16 protein-coding genes are annotated in these 17,289 nt (G+C 46.8%); 10 read left to right on the top strand and 6 right to left on the bottom strand.

Translation table 11 applies throughout. From position 1 onward, the window contains the following. The first annotated feature begins 17 nt into the window (after nucleotides 1-17). The 4 genes from porM to DF182_RS11755 all read left to right on the top strand — a co-directional run bounded on the left by porM (nucleotide 18) and on the right by DF182_RS11755 (nucleotide 3,932). Nucleotides 18-1,562, top strand: a complete 1,545-nt coding sequence (gene porM, locus DF182_RS11770; protein ID WP_113615812.1) for a type IX secretion system motor protein PorM/GldM — start codon at nucleotides 18-20, stop codon at nucleotides 1,560-1,562. Between the two features lie 21 nt (nucleotides 1,563-1,583). After that, a complete protein-coding gene (gene porN, locus DF182_RS11765) occupies nucleotides 1,584-2,609 on the top strand; it encodes a type IX secretion system ring subunit PorN/GldN (RefSeq protein ID WP_113615811.1) in 1,026 nt (341 codons plus the stop codon). Between the two features lie 85 nt (nucleotides 2,610-2,694). Next, nucleotides 2,695-3,270: a Crp/Fnr family transcriptional regulator gene (locus tag DF182_RS11760; RefSeq protein ID WP_113615810.1), complete on the top strand. Its 576-nt coding sequence runs from the start codon at nucleotides 2,695-2,697 to the stop codon at nucleotides 3,268-3,270. A gap of 65 nt (nucleotides 3,271-3,335) precedes the next feature. Beyond that, on the top strand, nucleotides 3,336-3,932 hold the full coding sequence (locus DF182_RS11755) for a DinB family protein (RefSeq protein WP_161964125.1): 597 nt from the start codon (nucleotides 3,336-3,338) through the stop codon (nucleotides 3,930-3,932). 1 nt (nucleotide 3,933) lies between these two features. Here the strand turns inward: DF182_RS11755 and uvrC are convergent, their stop codons facing one another. From uvrC to gpmI, 3 genes are all read right to left on the bottom strand, one after another. Next, nucleotides 3,934-5,742, bottom strand: a complete 1,809-nt coding sequence (gene uvrC / locus DF182_RS11750) for an excinuclease ABC subunit UvrC (protein ID WP_113615808.1) — start codon at nucleotides 5,740-5,742, stop codon at nucleotides 3,934-3,936. A 4-nt stretch (nucleotides 5,743-5,746) separates the two neighbouring features. Next, nucleotides 5,747-6,331, bottom strand: coding sequence for a hypothetical protein (locus tag DF182_RS11745; protein WP_147243419.1), 585 nt, complete (start codon nucleotides 6,329-6,331; stop codon nucleotides 5,747-5,749). 297 nt (nucleotides 6,332-6,628) lie between these two features. Continuing rightward, nucleotides 6,629-8,152: a 2,3-bisphosphoglycerate-independent phosphoglycerate mutase gene (gene gpmI, locus DF182_RS11740; protein WP_113615806.1), complete on the bottom strand. Its 1,524-nt coding sequence runs from the start codon at nucleotides 8,150-8,152 to the stop codon at nucleotides 6,629-6,631. A gap of 301 nt (nucleotides 8,153-8,453) precedes the next feature. Between gpmI and DF182_RS11735 the strand changes: the two genes are divergently transcribed. The 4 genes from DF182_RS11735 to DF182_RS11720 all read left to right on the top strand — a co-directional run bounded on the left by DF182_RS11735 (nucleotide 8,454) and on the right by DF182_RS11720 (nucleotide 11,177). After that, entirely contained in the window at nucleotides 8,454-8,867 is a 414-nt protein-coding gene (locus DF182_RS11735; protein ID WP_113615805.1) for a DUF4783 domain-containing protein, read from the top strand. 211 nt (nucleotides 8,868-9,078) lie between these two features. Continuing rightward, nucleotides 9,079-9,930 (top strand): carboxylating nicotinate-nucleotide diphosphorylase, encoded by an 852-nt coding sequence (gene nadC / locus DF182_RS11730; RefSeq protein ID WP_113615804.1) that lies wholly within the window; start codon nucleotides 9,079-9,081, stop codon nucleotides 9,928-9,930. A 10-nt stretch (nucleotides 9,931-9,940) separates the two neighbouring features. Beyond that, nucleotides 9,941-10,822: a diacylglycerol/lipid kinase family protein gene (locus DF182_RS11725; protein ID WP_113615803.1), complete on the top strand. Its 882-nt coding sequence runs from the start codon at nucleotides 9,941-9,943 to the stop codon at nucleotides 10,820-10,822. Between the two features lie 19 nt (nucleotides 10,823-10,841). Then, entirely contained in the window at nucleotides 10,842-11,177 is a 336-nt protein-coding gene (locus DF182_RS11720) for a translation initiation factor (RefSeq protein ID WP_113615802.1), read from the top strand. Between the two features lie 66 nt (nucleotides 11,178-11,243). Here DF182_RS11720 and DF182_RS11715 read toward each other — a convergent pair whose 3' ends face one another. From DF182_RS11715 to DF182_RS11700, 3 genes are all read right to left on the bottom strand, one after another. Then, nucleotides 11,244-12,236, bottom strand: a complete 993-nt coding sequence (locus tag DF182_RS11715) for an aldo/keto reductase (RefSeq protein WP_113615801.1) — start codon at nucleotides 12,234-12,236, stop codon at nucleotides 11,244-11,246. A gap of 88 nt (nucleotides 12,237-12,324) precedes the next feature. Then, the gene (locus tag DF182_RS11710) at nucleotides 12,325-13,263 is read right to left on the bottom strand and encodes a helix-turn-helix domain-containing protein (RefSeq protein WP_113615800.1); all 939 of its coding nucleotides are present in this window, start codon (nucleotides 13,261-13,263) and stop codon (nucleotides 12,325-12,327) included. A 614-nt stretch (nucleotides 13,264-13,877) separates the two neighbouring features. Next, on the bottom strand, nucleotides 13,878-14,621 hold the full coding sequence (locus DF182_RS11700) for a biotin--[acetyl-CoA-carboxylase] ligase (protein WP_113615798.1): 744 nt from the start codon (nucleotides 14,619-14,621) through the stop codon (nucleotides 13,878-13,880). 158 nt (nucleotides 14,622-14,779) lie between these two features. Between DF182_RS11700 and rsfS the strand changes: the two genes are divergently transcribed. Continuing rightward, entirely contained in the window at nucleotides 14,780-15,184 is a 405-nt protein-coding gene (gene rsfS, locus DF182_RS11695; protein ID WP_113615797.1) for a ribosome silencing factor, read from the top strand. A gap of 74 nt (nucleotides 15,185-15,258) precedes the next feature. Continuing rightward, nucleotides 15,259-17,286, top strand: coding sequence for an ATP-dependent zinc metalloprotease FtsH (ftsH, locus tag DF182_RS11690; RefSeq protein ID WP_113615796.1), 2,028 nt, complete (start codon nucleotides 15,259-15,261; stop codon nucleotides 17,284-17,286). The last annotated feature ends 3 nt before the right edge of the window (nucleotides 17,287-17,289 follow it).

Below are 17,289 nucleotides of genomic sequence, written 5' to 3'. Positions count from 1 at the left end.
AAATCTGAAAGAAAACTATGGCACTACCTAAAGATCCTAGGCAGAAGATGATCAACATCATGTACCTGGTCTTAACGGCCATGCTTGCGTTGAACGTCTCTGCTGAAATATTGAACGCTTTTAACATCGTCAATAACTCTATCGTTACTTCCAACGGTTCCCTTACCGATAAAAACAACCTGATTTATCAGCAGTTTGCGGAACAGATGAAGGATAACGCTGAGAAAGTGGCTCCCCTGAAAGCAAAAGCTGAACAGGTGAAAAAACTCTCTGACGATGCTTATAAATACATTGAGTCACTGAAAGACCTCATCATCACTGAAAGCGGTGGTAAGGACGAACACGGTGATATCAAAGACAAAGCTGGTCTGGACGCTCCTACCCGCGTGATGGAGAACATGAAAAAAGGTCCTGAACTGGAAGCTAAACTGGTTGCCCTGCGTGGCCAGCTGCTCGCCTTCGTTGAAGCTAAAGACAAAGCGAAATTTGAAAAAACTTTACCACTGAAAATTGAAGTGGGTAAATCCACCGGTGACGATCATACCGGTGCTGGTCCTAAAACATGGACTACTTACCACTTCAACATGGTACCTACCATTGCTGCGGTTACCATCCTGGGTAAATTCCAGAATGATATCAAAAACTCTGAGTCTGCTATTATCGATGACCTCTATCGCCAGATTGATGCGAAGAACTTCAAATTCGATAAAATCAGACCCTTTATCTCCCTTAATTCTAAAAACCTGATGGCTGGACAGACCCTCACTGCTCAAATCGCAGTAGGTGCTTACAGCAGCACGGTTAATCCAACTATCACCGTTAATGGTCAGAGCATTACCGCTTCTGAAGGTTTAGCTACCTACTCCCTCCCTGTGAGTGGCCTGGGTGAAAAAACCATCTCCGGTACTATCTCTCTGCCTAACCCAACTGGTGGTGATCCTATCACTCAGTCTTTCACAGAAACTTACAACGTAGGTGCTTCTACCACCTCCATTTCTGCCGATAAGATGAACGTGCTCTATATCGGTCTGCAGAACCCAATCTCTATCTCTGCTGCCGGTGTACCTGCTGAAGCCGTTTCTGCTTCCATCAATGGTGGAAACATTACCAAACGCGGCTCCGGTGAATACACTGTAACCGTTAGCCAGCCTGGTAAAGCGGTGATCAACGTAGTAGCCAACATCGACGGTAAAGTGAAAAGCCTGGGTCAGAAAGAATTCCGCGTAAAAAGAGTACCGGATCCGGTGCTGAAAGTGGGATTCAACAAAGGTGGCAGCATGAAAGCAGCTGACTTTAAAGTTCAGATGGGTCTTGCTGCTGCACTGGAAGACTTCGAATTTGAAGGCGTAAAATACGACGTAGTAGGTTACCGTATCGGTGTATCTGCTAAAGGTAAGGACTACCTGGAAGGTGAAGCTAACTCCGCTTATTTCCCAAGCAACGTTGCTGCTTCCATTCGTTCCCTGCGTCCGGGTGATGAAGTTTACTTCGAAAACGTAAAAGTAAAAGGCCCGGATGGTGTTGTTCGTACAATGCCAAGCACAATATTTAAATTAAATTAACAGGTCATAATTTACTGAAATATGCGAGCAGTAATATTTAACAGAATCGGTTGGTGCACCATGTTGCTGGTGATGATGGCAACAGCTGCAGAGGCGCAAAGACGTGGCGGTACAACCCGTCGCAGAACTGCTTCAGAAGCAACTCAGCAAGACCCGAATGCGCCGGTAGTAAACCCCGCAACAGGTAATGCAGTTGCGCCACCTCCTGCTCAGCCTGCATCTCAACGGCCGGATGGTATCACTGCCCCGGTAGTAGACACTCCACGCAAATCACTGCGTGTCGACGGTGTAGTGGAAAGAAACCTTGCCAGAGAACGCGTTCCCATCGTATACGACTATATCCGCGAGGATGACCGTTTCTGGGAAAAAAGAGTATGGCAGGTGATCGACGTAAGGGAGAAAATAAACCTCCCCTTCCAATACAACGTTGACGATGAGAGTGGTAACAACCAGCTGTTTATCAATATTCTGCTGACCGCTATCAAAAATAAAGAGATAGAGGCCTTCAACCCTATCGATGACCGTTTCACCACTGTAATGCCTTATTCTGAGATCCTTACCAAGATCTCCGGTGAAGAAAGGACCGTACGCAGTATCGACCCGGTAACCGGCGAAGAAAAAATGGTGACCACCCGCGACGACTTCGATCCACGTACCATCAAACAGTACAAAATCAAAGAAGTATGGGTATTCGACAAAGAAGCTTCTGCCCTTAAAGTCCGTATCCTCGGTATTGCTCCCATGGTATCCCGTATGAACGAAGATGGTAGCGTCCGCGCTTCTATCCCCCTGTTCTGGGCTTATTATCCTGACCTGCGTCCTACCCTGGCCAAATACGATGTATATAACCAGAATAACGATGCTTCCACTATTAGCTGGGAAGACCTTTTCGAAATGCGCTTCTTCGGTAGTTACATAGTGAAGGAAAATAACACCTACAACCGCGAGATCAAAGACTACATTAAAGACGGTGTGATGAGACTCCTCGAAGGACAATCCATCAAAGACCGTATCTTTAACAAAGAACAGGATCTCTGGCAATACTAATATCATTACAAACACATAATAGCACGAAGGTCTGGGTGATTACCACCCGGACCTTCGTGCTTTATTCGTATTTTGTATACAGCATATGATTTCTTCCGCACTGCATAAAACCGCCTTCAGCATCATGCCACTTCCCGATATCGAATGGGAAGCACTCGCAGCCTGCTGGACTCCGGTGAAGTATAAACGAAAAGATATGATCACCGCCGCGGGTGAAGTGGAGAAGTATATCTATTTCGTGGAAGACGGTGTACAACGATTGTTCAGCCTCGAGGGAGACAAGGAAGTGACCATTCTTTTTTCTTATACCGGCTCCTTTTCCGGTGTGGTAGACTCGTTTCAGTTGCAGAAACCTTCACCCTGGTACCTGGAAGCGCTGACACCCAGCCGTATGCTGCGGTTATCATGGACAGACTTCGACCGCCTTACACGCCAGTATCCGCTGATTGACAGATGGGTACGGATTGGTACTGCGGCTGCGCTGGCCGGCATCCTCGAAAGACATAAGGAAATACTCTCCTATAGCGCAGAACAGAAGTTCAGGACCCTGCTCACCCGCAGCCCGCATGTATTACAGCTGATACCCCAGAAATACCTGGCCTCCTACCTGGGCATAGACCCGGCCACTTTCAGCAAACTCCTGCGATCTGTAAAATTGTAAAATCTTGATCTGCACCAACATTTTCTGTGGGCACTATAGGTAGTTTTGTGGTAAATCTTATGGATATGACCCCCGTCAACACAATAGCATTACTGCAAGACCTGCGCAAACAGATAGTCGCGGCGCAATACAAGGCTGAAAGCCGCTTTGGTGAAAAGTCTTCAGCCATGCTGCAGCATCAGCCCCAGCCCGGTAAATGGAGCGCACTGCAATGTCTGGAACATCTGAATACTTACGGCCGTTTTTACCTGCCGGCACTCGACAAAGCCATCACTGAAGCAGAACAGAAAGGCAGTCAGCCAACACCTGTTTTCCGCAGCAGTTGGCTGGGCGCCTGGTTTACGAAACAAATGCAACCCCAGCCTGACGGACAATTGCGCTCCCGCATGAAGTCTCCCAAAGGACATCTGCCCGCTGTACAACCTGATGAGGAAACAGTCATCAATGAGTTTGTTCAGCAACAACAAATGATGGAAGCCCTGATGTTGAGAGCGGAAAAAATCAATCTGCAGCAGGCTAAAGTCGCCACCTCACTGTCCCGGTTTATTCGCCTCTCAGTAGGGGATACTTTCGGTTTTATGACAGCACATATCAACCGGCATGTGCTGCAGGCCGAAAAGGCGATCAGCACCTGTCAGCAACAGGTGAAAAAAACGGTATAGATCAGCTTTTCTGATGGAAATGGTTCCACACCAGCTTTGCCTTGGCGGCGCCTACTTCATTGGTAAGATCTTCTTCGGAAAGCTGTTTGATTTTGGCTACAGATCTGAATGTTTTTAACAGCTGGGTAGCCGTTTGCTGCCCTATGCCCTTAATGTTTTCCAGCTCATTTTTAAAGGTGCCCTTGCTGCGTTTCTGCCGGTGGAAGGTAATACCAAAGCGGTGCACTTCATCACGAACACGACGTATGAGTTTCAGGCTTTCACTGTTGAAGGGCAATTTGATACTTTCTGAATCGCCGGGGAAAAATATTTCTTCTTCATTTTTGGCCAGACCTACCACGGTCATACTGCCTATGAGGCCCAGCTCGCGGATACTCTCCATGGCCGACCCGAGCTGGCCTTTACCACCGTCGATGATCACCAGCTGTGGCAATGGCTGCTGCTCTGCCAGCAAACGGGCATAACGACGGTATACCACTTCCTTCATAGAAGCAAAGTCGTTGATACCCTCTACAGTTTTGATGTTAAAGTGACGGTAATCTTTTTTGGATGCTACGCCGTCTTTAAACACCACACAGGCGGATACAGGATAACTGCCCTGGAAGTTGGAGTTATCGAAACACTCAATATGTTCAGGTAAGGCTGGCAGCTCAAGATCGGCCTGGAGCTGGTACAGTACCTGTTTTCTTTCCATATCGCTTTTGCCTTCCAGGTGGAGTATTTTCTTGCGGTATAATTCGTCCTTGAAGTAATTGACGTTTTTCTCGGACAGTTCCAGCAGTTTCTTTTTGTCTCCTCCTTTGGGTACGGTAATAGTCACATTGCTTTCCGGGTATTCTAACGGGAAAGGCACTACGATTTCTGTAGTGATACTTTTAAACACATCCCTCAGATAGGCGATGGCGTAGGTGAGTACTTCTTCATCTCCTTCTTCCAGTTGTTTCTCCAGTGTTACGGTTTTGGTATCGGAGATGGTGCCATTCAGGATCCGGAGGTAGTTTACGTAAGCGTGGTTGCCATCACTGATGATAGAGAAGACATCCACATTGCCCATGCGGGTATTGACGATAGTGGATTTAGCGGAATAGTTTTCCAGGCTTTCGATCTTTTTGCGCATGATCTCGGCCTTTTCAAACTCCATAGCAGCGGCGTACTGCATCATTTGTTCCTTGAAGAGGTTGACCACCGGTGCGAGGTTGCCTTTCAACACGTTTTTAACCTGCATCAGTCCTTCGCGGTAATCTTCTTCGGTCTGCAGTCCTTCGCAGGGGCCTTTACAGTTGCCCAGATGGTATTCGAGGCATACCTTGAACTTACCTTTTTTGATGTTCTGATCAGACAGGTTCAGGTTGCACGTACGCAGGGGGATATTGTATTTGATCACTTCCAGTATTTCCCGGACGCGGCCAACAGAGGTGAAGGGGCCGAGGTAATCGGAACCGTCTTTTATCACATTGCGCGTAAAAAACACGCGTGGAAAAGGTTCATGTTTGATAACGATATACGGGTAGGTCTTATCGTCTTTCAGGTTGATATTGTACCGTGGCTGGAATTGTTTGATGAGGGAGTTTTCCAGCAGAAAGGCGTCCTGTTCTGAATCCACGATGGTAAACTCGATGTGGTGGATATGTTCCACCAGTTTACGGGTTTTGAAGCTGTCGTGATATTTAACAAAATAGGAACTTACCCGTTTACGCAGGCTTTTGGCCTTGCCTACATAGAGTAGGGTGCCTGCCTGGTCGTAGTATTTGTAGATACCGGCATCGAGCGGTATGGTATGTGATATTTGTTGAAACTCGGCTGCTGTCATGTGTTTACATCCTGTTTTTAGGGGTGATCGCTACGCTGACTTCCGTTTCTTTCGGTGTCAGAAAAGCTATCTTCTGGAAGGTAGCGATCCTAATGGTTTTATCCTGCTGGTAAAACAGGTCCTGCCGGTACTCATACACCATATTGCTGGTGTAGGAGTGGATGTTCACCTGTTGTATATTCCCATTCTTATCGAGTTCCATTGTGATTTCAGACGGGAAGGTTTGTTTCCCTTTTGACTGATAGATGATGGATCTCCGGCCGGAGAAGGGATCATACAGACTGGAGGTATCATATTCATCCCGGAGGGAAGGTTTGTTAAGATCTATGTCAGTGAAAGGTTTAAGCAGATCCTGAACGGCAGTGCTGTCTGTTCCGGAGATGTTGGTGGTTATTTTGGCACCGTTGAGCATGACAGTTTTCTGCAGGTTAAAATTGCCGGCACGGATGCGTGCTTTTTCTCCGTTGAAGTAAGCTGGCAGTGGCTCAAATTTGGCCCCGGAGGCCGTTTTTGTTGTTATATTATCCTGGTGGCAGGCTATAAAACCGAATATGGTCAATAGTACCGTTGCGTAGCGGTAGTGTTTCATACAACAAAATTAGCACTTAAATATGGGTCAGAAAAAATGCGCCGTAAAAACGGCGCATCGATGCATGAGCAAATCTGTCGAGAGCACTAAAAATATGAAAATCAGTCAGTCAGACTGAGATTATGTCAAAACGGTTTTAGTTAAACGGGAGAAGTGAACGAAAAGTTACATGACGGGGATATTTTTTTTCACACAAAGATGTGAAAGCGGGAAGATGTAGAATGACAAAGGCGCCGGGCGGGAAAAAATTTTTCTTCCTGTTGCCCGGCGCCTTTGCGTGAATTTTTTATGTCGATCCTATACCAGCAGATTGCCTGTCATTTCCTTCGGAATGGGCAGACCCATGAAGTGTAGGATGGTAGGTGCGATATCGCCCAGTTTACCATCTTTTACTTTACCCTGGAAGTCGTTGCTGATGATAAAGAAAGGAACGAGGTTGAGGGTGTGAGCAGTGTTGGGAGTACCATCTGCATTGATCATGTAGTCAGCGTTGCCATGATCTGCAGTGAGAAACACGGTGTAGTTGCTGGCCAGAGCGGCGGTTACCACTTTGCTTACACAATGGTCTACTGTTTCCACGGCTTTCACTGCGGCGGAGAATACACCGGTATGGCCAACCATGTCGGCATTGGCGAAGTTGAGGCAGACAAAGTCGGCGGATTTCTCCTGCAGTACAGGCACGATGACATCCGTTACTTCATTTGCGCTCATTTCCGGTTTGAGATCATAGGTCGCTACTTTAGGAGAAGGAACGATGATCCTGCGTTCACCATCAAATTCTTTTTCTCTTCCGCCGGAGAAGAAGAAAGATACGTGCGGATATTTTTCAGTTTCCGCGATGCGCACCTGTGTACAGTTTTCCTGCGCCAGTACTTCACCGATGGTCATGTTCAGGTTATCGTTTTCGAAGATAACATGAACGTTTTTATAGGTCTTGTCGTATTCTGTCATGGTGGTGAAGTACAGCTGCAGCGGCTTCATACCGAAATCAGGGAATGCTTCCTGGGTGAGTACCTGGGAGATTTCGCGGCAACGGTCGGTGCGGAAGTTAAAGCAGAGTACTGCATCACCTTCCTGGATGGTGGCCAGGGGGTTGTTCTGCTCATCCTGAACGATGATCGGTTTAATGAATTCATCTGTTACGCCTTCTGCATAGGATGCTTTGATGGCGGTAAGCAGATCGTGGGTACCGGTACCGATGCCATTTACCATGGCGTCGTAGGCCAGTTTCACGCGTTCCCAGCGTTTATCTCTGTCCATGGCATAATACCGGCCGGTAACGGAGGCTATTTTACCTGTTGCCTGCTGCAGGTGGGCCTGGAGGTCTTCCAGGAAGCCCAATCCGCTTTTAGGGTCGGTATCACGGCCATCGGTGAAGGCATGTATATATACTTTTTCCAGGCCATTGGCTTTGGCGATGGAGGTAATTGCTTTCAGGTGTTCGATATGGGAGTGTACGCCGCCATTGCTTACGAGGCCCAGCAGGTGTAGGGCTTTGTTGTTGTTTTTGGCGTGGGCCATGGTTTCCAGCAGTACAGGATTGCTGGCCAGTTCTCCTTCGCGGACAGCTACGTTGATTCTCTGCAGCTCCTGATAAACGATCCTTCCGGCGCCGATGTTGAGGTGGCCTACTTCAGAGTTGCCCATTTGCCCATCCGGCAGCCCTACTGCTTCTCCGCAGGTTACGAGGTGGCTGTGTGGGTATTTGTTATATAAGCTGCTTACAAAAGGTGTCTGTGCTTGTGCAATGGCATCGGCCGTAGGAACTTTACCTTCGCCCCATCCGTCCATAATTACGAGAATGGCTCTTTTCTTTTCCATACCTGTCTGGTTAAGGTTAATACTATTAATTCAAGGGAGGTGAAAGTACTGATAATGATGCTGAATACTTTCTAAATTTTTTACAAAAATAAAGTTAATCGAAAAATTATCTATACCTCTTAATCTGATTACATTTTGATAACCAGTTATTCGAATATATTTACATATTAAATTGCTGTTATGATTTAATGCTTCATTGCTACCACGATGGTGTGATTTTATTGATTTGCAGTGGGTTTGGCATAGTTTTCGCATTTAATTTGTGTTGATTTAAAGTTACTTTCTAATAAAAAAACTGACAATGAAGAAGCTATTGATTGTGCTGGTGGTGTTGTTGGGAGGAATTATTTCGGCATTTGCGCTGTCGGCAAACTCACATGAAGATAATTCGGTAGCCGGACCATTTGAAGATGTAGTGGGCGCTATCAAACAAGGTGATGTAAGTGGTTTATCCCGTTACCTGGACAACAATGTGGAAATCAATATTGGCGGTAAAGCCAATTCCTATAGTAAAGCACAGGCAGAAATCATTCTAAAGGATTTCTTTTCTAAAAACCAGGTGAAGTCATTTGAGCTGGTACATCAGGGAGGTGAAACCTCCAGGTTTGGTATTGGTAATCTGGCCACCTCCGGCGGAAATTACAGGCTTTCCTTCTTCCTCCAAAAGAAAGGAGGATCAATGGTCCTGAATGAGCTGAGATTCGAAAGTAAGTAAAATAAGACCACATAAATTGATTGAAAAGGCCTGTGCCCCGCGATTAATTGCGGGGCACTTTTTATTTTTGCAGCGGTTTTACGGAAAGAAACAATGGAGGCAATAATACAAAGACACTGCAGACTTTGTTTCTTACGGGTATCATTCATTGTAAAGGTATGGGGCAGCAATTTGCTACCTTTATTCTTTGCGAGCTAAAATTCACGCACATATGTTAGATGAAACAGCGCTGAACGCGTTTATCAGGAGTGCCCTGGCAGAAGATATCGGAAATGGCGACCACTCTACGTTGGCTTGTATCCCTCCTACTGCCAAAGGAAAAGCTTTGCTGAAGATCAAGGAAAACGGTATCCTGGCAGGTATGGAAGTGGCAGAAGCCATATTTAAATGGCTGGATATGTATGCGGTGTTCAAGCCGTTAAAAAAAGATGGTGATGCGATGGTGGCCGGTGAGGCTGCTTTTGAAATAGAGGCAGCCGTACATACGCTGCTGATGGGTGAAAGACTGGTGCTCAACTGTATGCAGCGCATGAGTGGCATCGCTACCCTCACCCGTCAATACGTAGACAGGCTGCAGGGATATCATACCCGCATCCTCGATACCCGCAAAACCACACCCAACTTCCGTATGCTGGAAAAAGAAGCCGTTCGTATAGGCGGTGGCGTTAATCACCGGATGGGGCTTTATGATATGGTGATGCTGAAAGATAATCATATCGATTTTGTCGGTGGTATTACTGCTGCGGTCAACAAAACCGTGGACTACCTCGCAGAAAAAAAACTGCCACTGAAAATAGAGGTGGAAACGCGTAACCTCGACGATGTTAAGGAAGCGCTGGCTGTGGGACATGTAGATCGTATCATGCTGGACAACTTCACCCCTGAACAAATTACAGCCGCCATGGCGATCATCAACGGAAAGGTGGAAACAGAAGCCTCCGGCGGGATCACCATCGATACTTTACAGGATTATGCAAAAACGGGCGTAGACTTTATCTCCGTTGGTGCTATCATACATCATGCTGTAAGCCTGGACCTGAGCCTGAAAGCGATTATACCTTAAAACAGTTTTTTTGAAGAAGATCCTTTTTATCATAAACCGCAAGGCGGGCACTGATCGTGAAAAACGGCTGGAAGGTGCTATTAACAGGCATTTCCCTGCAAGCAAGTACGATGTGCATATCACGCATCTTGCTTATCTGGGTCACGGCGCCGACCTGGCCCGGGAAGCTGTTGTCAACGGCGTAGATACTGTTGTGGCTGTTGGTGGCGATGGCTCCATTAATGAGATCGCCCAGGGGCTCGTAGACTCAAACACGGCAATGGCGATACTGCCACTAGGCAGCGGCAACGGCCTGGCCCGTGCGCTTAAAATACCACTCGATGTAGACAAAGCATTGCGCCTGATCGTAGCCAACAAACAACGTCCTATCGATGTCGGATATGCAAATGAACATCTGTTCCTCAGTAATGCCGGTGTAGGTTTCGATGCGCTGATAGCTGAACAGTTCAAGCATACCAAAAAACGCGGGTTGCTGGGATATGCTAAACTGGTATTAAAAAGTTTCAGCAGCTACAATCCGGAAGCTTATCATATCAGCATCGATGGCCGCAAGCTCGACGAAAAGGCATTCCTGCTGACAGTAGCCAATGGCAACCAGTTTGGTTATGAATTCAAACTGGCGCCTGGCGCCAGCGTATTCGACGGGCAACTGGACCTCTGTATCATGCCTCCGGTACGCTTTTATCACCTGTTGCCGGTAAGCATCTATTCCTTACTGGGCAATATCGATAAAACACGCTATCTTAAACATCTCACCGGTAAAGAAATCATCATCCACAGCAATTCCCTGCAATATCTGCAGGTAGACGGTGATGCAGTACCAGTAGGTGGTGATGGCAGCGTAAAGCTTACCATAAAACCCGCCGCCATCAAGGTAGTAGTGAATGAATAAACATTAAATGATTTGAGTTATGTCCAAGAAGAAAAATACCTCCGGCGGGATTGTGTATTCTACTGATCCCAACTTCTCCCTCGAACCGGAACATACAGAAGAACAGGAAACCCTCGCCCCTGCCATGCAACAGCTGAGGGTGAAACTGGATACCAAACAGAGAGCCGGTAAAGTGGTAACGCTGATAGATGGCTTTGTTGGAAAAGAAGAAGACGTCGAAAAACTGGGCAAGGAACTGAAAACCAAATGCGGTACCGGCGGTAGCGTGAAAGATGGTCAAATCCTTATCCAGGGTGATTATAAAGAGAAAGTGATAAAGTGGCTGCTCGATTGGGGCTATAAGAAAACGAAATAAATTAAATAGCCATCAGTCGATGATGCCCGTATCGTCGACTGATGGCTATTAATGAAATCCTCCGTATTAGCGGTTCACCAGTTTCAGGGCTCCTTCTGAATACCGGGCGCCGGCAACGGTGCCAGCTTTGAGGATGGCATCTATTTTTTCAAGATCTGCGCTGTTCAGTTGTACATCTGCTGCTGCAGCGTTTTCCTGCAGATATTTTCTGCGTTTGGTGCCTGGTATTGGCACGATATCTTCTCCCTGCGCCAGCAACCATGCGAGTGACAGCTGTGCGGTAGTAATACCTTTTTCCTTCGCAAAATTTTCCAAAGCTGTAACCGTCTGCAGATTTTGTTCAAAGTTACCTTCCTGAAAGCGGGGCAGAGTTCTGCGGAAATCATCATTGCTCAGTGTAGCCGCATCCGTTATAGCACCGGTAGTCAGTCCTCTTCCCAGCGGGCTATAGGCCACCAGTGACATACCCAGTTCACGGGTGGTTTTCAGGATCTCGCCTTCCACATCCCTGGTAAACAAAGAATATTCACTTTGCAGGGCAGCGATAGGATGTACTGCGTTCGCTTTCCGGATAGAAGCTGCGCTGGCTTCAGACAGTCCGAGGTATCGCACCTTTCCTTCCTTTACCAGTTCGGCCATAGCGCCTACTGTATCTTCGATGGGCACGTTCTCGTCTACACGATGTGCGTAGTAGAGGTCAATCACATCTACCTTCAGTCTTTTCAGGCTGGCTTCACAGGCCTGTTTCAGATATTTGGGAGATCCATCGAAAAAGTAAGAACCATCTTCCTTGAATTTGAAACCGAATTTGGTGGCCAGGAAGATTTTGTCTCTTTTGGTAGCCAGTATTTTGGAGAGCAGGATTTCATTGGCGCCCTGCCCATACATGTCTGCTGTGTCCAGGAAGTTGATACCCAGTTCGAGTGCCAGCTCCAGTGTGTTGAGCGATTCCGCTTCGTTGAAGTCGGTAGCATTACCATAGGCAAATGACATACCCATGCAACCCAGTCCTATTGCGGAAATTGATTCCCCTGTTTTTCCAAGTTTTCTGTACTGCATATAGTTAAATTTTTAGAGTATCAAAATTAACCAGCGATGTAGGGATAACAATTGTAGCAGGCAAAGTATTAATTGTAATTATCAAAGATTACTGTAAACGATAGATATGTGGAGACTGCCCGCTATGATTTTTAAAGAAATGGGTGAAGTTGCCCGGATCTTCAAAGCCAAGACACCACGCGATCTCAGCGATCTGCCAGTCGGTATGGATGAGTAACAGCCGGGCTTCCAGCAGGAGCCGCATCCTTATATGCTCACTCACGGTGCGGCCTGTTGTCTGTTTTACGCAGGCGTTAAGATGATTGGGATGTGTGTTGAGCTGAACGGCAAATTCCTTGGCTGTTTTCAGTTTTACCTGATGGTGGTTGTATTCTATCGGGAACTGTTTTTCCAGCATGTCGGTGAAGCGGTGAGCCAGTATCTGTGCTGCCGTTTGTGCACGCTGCGGTGTATGAGCCTCTGAGGCCAGTCTTCTGCCTTCCAGCATGAGCAACCTCAGGTAGATCAGTATCGCTTCCTGTTTGAAAGCGGCATTTTCGTGATACTCCCTTAGCAGCTGCCGAAAAATGGATTCCAGATAATCACTTTGTTGTTGTGTCAGTTTGAATATAGCTCTGGCGCCAGGTTGCAGTAAAGGATGCTGCAGGATGTCTTCATGTGCTGCATGTATGGAGTCGAACAGCAGGTCTGTGAACAAACAGAAATAACCTTCCTGAATTTCTGAAGTGGCCCGCCAGGTTTTAATTTCATGAGGGTTGAGAAAGAATAATGTCGGTCCATCTATCTCATATCGGTCTTCTCCCATGGTGAATATACCCTGGCCGCGGCTGAAGAAACTGATCTTGTAATAGTCACGTCTGCTGGCTGTTACCTCATCCTGACATGGATAATCCGATCTGGAGTGTACCGCAAAGCTACCTTTGAGAGGAGCTTTGGGAACCATGATGTTGGATGAGTACAGTAACACTTTGTCAGTGAAATCCTCCATCCGTTGCAATTTGATGGTGGGGGTTTTGTGAATAGGCATAAACCAAATGTAGTTATTTCAGGATTAAATTATACCGCAGAGGTAACGCATTCATGTTAAGTTTTAGCGGGCAGTGATCGAATGAAATACGCTCCCATGGCGTATAATTTCATTTAATGCAACTGTGTTGCAAATTCATTTTTGATTTATTTCAGAAAATTTCACAATTTGTTAACGCCTTTATCAACCAAAATCTTGTTATCATCATTGCCTTGATGATCCCTTGTAAAGAGCGTCCTGCCTTATATAGCGGATAAGCAAGATACCAAAGAGATCTGCGGATGACTGTGCTTAACGAGGCAGTTTTCCGCTTTTTTTATGCAATGATTACTGTTCCCCCACCCTGATTAGTATTCAATCAAAACCATATTCCATACGCTGAAATATATCATTACACCTGGTACTCCTGGAGATCGGTTCCATCCTTTTTGGGGCATATGGAACAAACCGGTTCCCTGCAGGACACGTTGGCCCAGGAATATGATAATAAAGCAGGTGTGTAGCTGTTGTCCGGGGCTGTCACCATCGGGCCGGCCATGTTGAAAGCCGGCATAATGGATAAACAGCGGAGTTACCGCAGGCAGCAATAACGTGGCATTTTCAGCCAGTCTGCGTTAATGGGTCAGGATAAACTCTACTTCACCAAAACCCAGTTGTAATATGGTACCGTCTCTTTCGAGGCAGAGGTGACCATCAGGCAGTATGTCACGGATGATGCCCTGGAAGATCTCTCCGTCTTTCCGGTAGAGGGCAGGCTGCTGCCAGCGGAAAAGTTTCGTTTTATATTCGGACAGTAGTGTATCAATAGCGGACACATGGAGCTGTTTGATACGGTTATCGAGGTGGCGGCAAAGGTCTTTCGCCAGCGAGGCTGCATCCCAGTTTTTGCCGGTGATTTGTTTGAGCGAAACAGCGTTGGTGAGAGCGTCCGGAAATTTGCCCTGATTAATGTTGAGGCCGATACCAATAATGGCATAATGCCACATACTGCCGCGTAAGACATTTTCTATGAGGATACCTCCTGCCTTTCTGTCACGCCAATAAATATCATTAGGCCATTTTATGATGGTTTCATCGCCGGCATAGGCCGACAAAAAATCGTGGGTAGCGAGGGCTACGGCCATGCTCAGCATGAACTGGCGGGAAAGCGGTAACATGGCTGGTTGCAGGGCTATAGAGAGCGCGATGATATCCCCGGGCCGGGCTAACCACTGTTTGCCACGGGTACCTTTCCCCGCGGTTTGGTTGCTGGTAAACCAGGCTGTGCCGGATGTCACCTGGCCTGAATTCACCTGCTCCATGGCATAGTTATTGGTGCTGTCAATTTCGTCTAGAGTATAAAACGGGTGTCCTACCACATGAACCTTTTTTAGTCTGAAAACAGCCGGAAAAGTAATTCATTTTATTATTTTCTTAACAATTGTAGGCCCCTGAGCATGATATTTCTGCATGTTATATTAGTGCTTGTTTAGTAACTTTGACAATTAAAGTTTATTTTTAACAAAAACGAGATTTATTGGCACCCTTAACCGTTCTGAGCACGAGAAAAAAGGCCCAAACGCGCCTGACCAGAGAAAGTGAAATTTTTACCACCATCATAAAAGCCATACAGGAAAAGAAGGGGGAAAATATCGTGTCCCTGGATCTACGCCAGATTCCTGAAGCTGTGGCCGATTTCTTCGTATTATGTGAAGCCAATTCCAATACCCAGGTAAGAGCAATTGCTGATTTTGTATCGCATGAGGTAGAGTTGAAAGTAGGTGAAGCTCCCTATAGACATGAAGGGTTTACTGCTCAACAGTGGATACTGGTAGACTATGTGAATATTGTAGTACATATTTTCCAGCCGGAAACAAGGAAGTTCTATAATCTCGAGGAAATGTGGAGTGACGCCGATAGGATGGACCACAACGATGACTGAACAAAACAGTCGCGAAAGTATTAATTATTATATAATTCTGATTGTAATAAACATCCGTAAAGGAGCGTAAGATTATGGAAAAAGGAGGCAATAACTTCAACAAGGGTTCAGAAAAAGCGCCTAAGAAAGGACCGAAGTTCAATATATACTGGGTGTATGCCTTTATAGGTCTTGCCCTGCTTGCAATGAACTTTTTTGATTTCAGATCCCCTACCAAAGAAATCAGCTTCCAGGAATTTCAGGTAAATTATTTGAAACCTGGGGACGTCGATAAATTGGTTGTTGTAAACAAGAAATATGTAGAAGTCTACATAAAACAGGACAGTCTTAAACTGCCAAAATTCACCGAGGTAGCCAAAAGCAAGTTTGGCGGTCTGAATCCCGGCCCTCATTACCGTTTCTCAATTGGTAGTGAAGAAAGTTTCAAGAAAGATATTGACAAGGCCCAGGAAGGCATCCCTATGGAAAGCCAGGTAAAAATCTCCTATGACGAGCGTCAAAGCTGGTTTGAGCCTATTTTCCAGTTGCTGCTGCCTATCATCCTGATCATTGGTCTGTGGATATTGCTGATGCGTAAAATGGGAGGCCCTGCCGGCGGTAGTGGCGGTCCCGGAGGCATCTTTAATATCGGTAAGTCCAAAGCTACCCTGTTTGATAAAGGCACCCGCGTAAACATTACGTTCAACGATGTGGCTGGTCTGGATGAAGCAAAGGTAGAAGTGATGGAAATCGTGGACTTCCTGAAAAATCCGAAAAAATACACCTCTCTGGGTGGTAAAATACCGAAAGGCGCATTGCTGGTAGGCCCTCCGGGCACCGGTAAAACCCTGCTGGCCAAAGCAATGGCTGGTGAGGCTCAGGTTCCTTTCTTCTCTATGTCCGGTTCCGACTTCGTGGAGCTGTTCGTAGGGGTAGGTGCCAGCCGTGTACGTGACCTGTTTAAACAGGCCCGCGAAAAAGCTCCCTGCATCATCTTCATCGATGAAATTGACGCAATCGGACGTGCCAGAGGTAAAAATGTCATGATGAGCAACGACGAAAGGGAAAACACCCTGAACCAGCTGCTCGTTGAAATGGACGGCTTCGGTACAGACAGCGGTATCATCATCCTGGCTGCCACCAACCGCCCCGACGTACTGGACAGCGCTTTACTGCGCCCCGGCCGTTTCGACCGTCAGATCTCCATCGACAAACCAGACCTGGCCGGAAGAGAAACCATCTTTGAAGTACACCTGAAGCCTATCAAAACATCTCCTAACCTGGATGTGAAGAAACTGGCCTCCATGACCCCCGGCTTCGCCGGCGCTGATATTGCCAACGTATGTAACGAAGCAGCCCTCATCGCTGCCCGTAAAGGCAAGACCCAGGTAGAAATGGAAGACTTCAACGACGCTATCGACCGCGTAATCGGTGGCCTGGAAAAGAAAAACAAAATCATCTCCCCGGAAGAAAAAGAAGTAATCGCTTATCACGAAGCCGGACACGCTATCTGCGGATGGTACCTGGAACATGCCAACCCATTGGTGAAAGTAACCATCGTACCCCGTGGTGTGGCTGCCCTCGGATACGCACAATATCTTCCGAAAGAACAATATCTCTACAACACCGAGCAACTGCTCGATGATATCTGCATGACCCTCGGCGGCCGTGCTGTAGAAGAACTCGTATTCGGTAAAATATCCACCGGCGCTCAAAACGACCTGCAGGTAATCACCCGCATGGCCTATGCAATGGTGACCGTATACGGTATGAATGATAAGATCGGTAATGTGTCTTTCTATGATCCTAACAGTGATCAGTCCTTCACCAAACCTTACTCTGAAGAAACATCCCGGATGATCGATGAAGAAGTAAGGAAACTGATCGATGCGGCTTATGTAAGAACCAAAAACCTGCTGACAGAAAGAATGGAACAGGTGCAGATTCTGGCGAAGGAACTGCTGCAGAAAGAAGTTTTATACCAGGCCGACCTGGAAAGACTCATCGGCAAACGTCCTTACGATGTGCCCAGAGAACATCACCTGGGAAAAGAAGGTATGACTACTGACGGTGTACACCCGGCAGATATCATCAACCCTTCTCCTTCACCTGCTAATGCGTAGTTT

Origin of the sequence: Chitinophaga flava (genome assembly GCF_003308995.1) — a bacterium.
Lineage (GTDB): Bacteria > Bacteroidota > Bacteroidia > Chitinophagales > Chitinophagaceae > Chitinophaga > Chitinophaga flava.
This window is presented reverse-complemented; position numbering and strand designations above follow the sequence as displayed.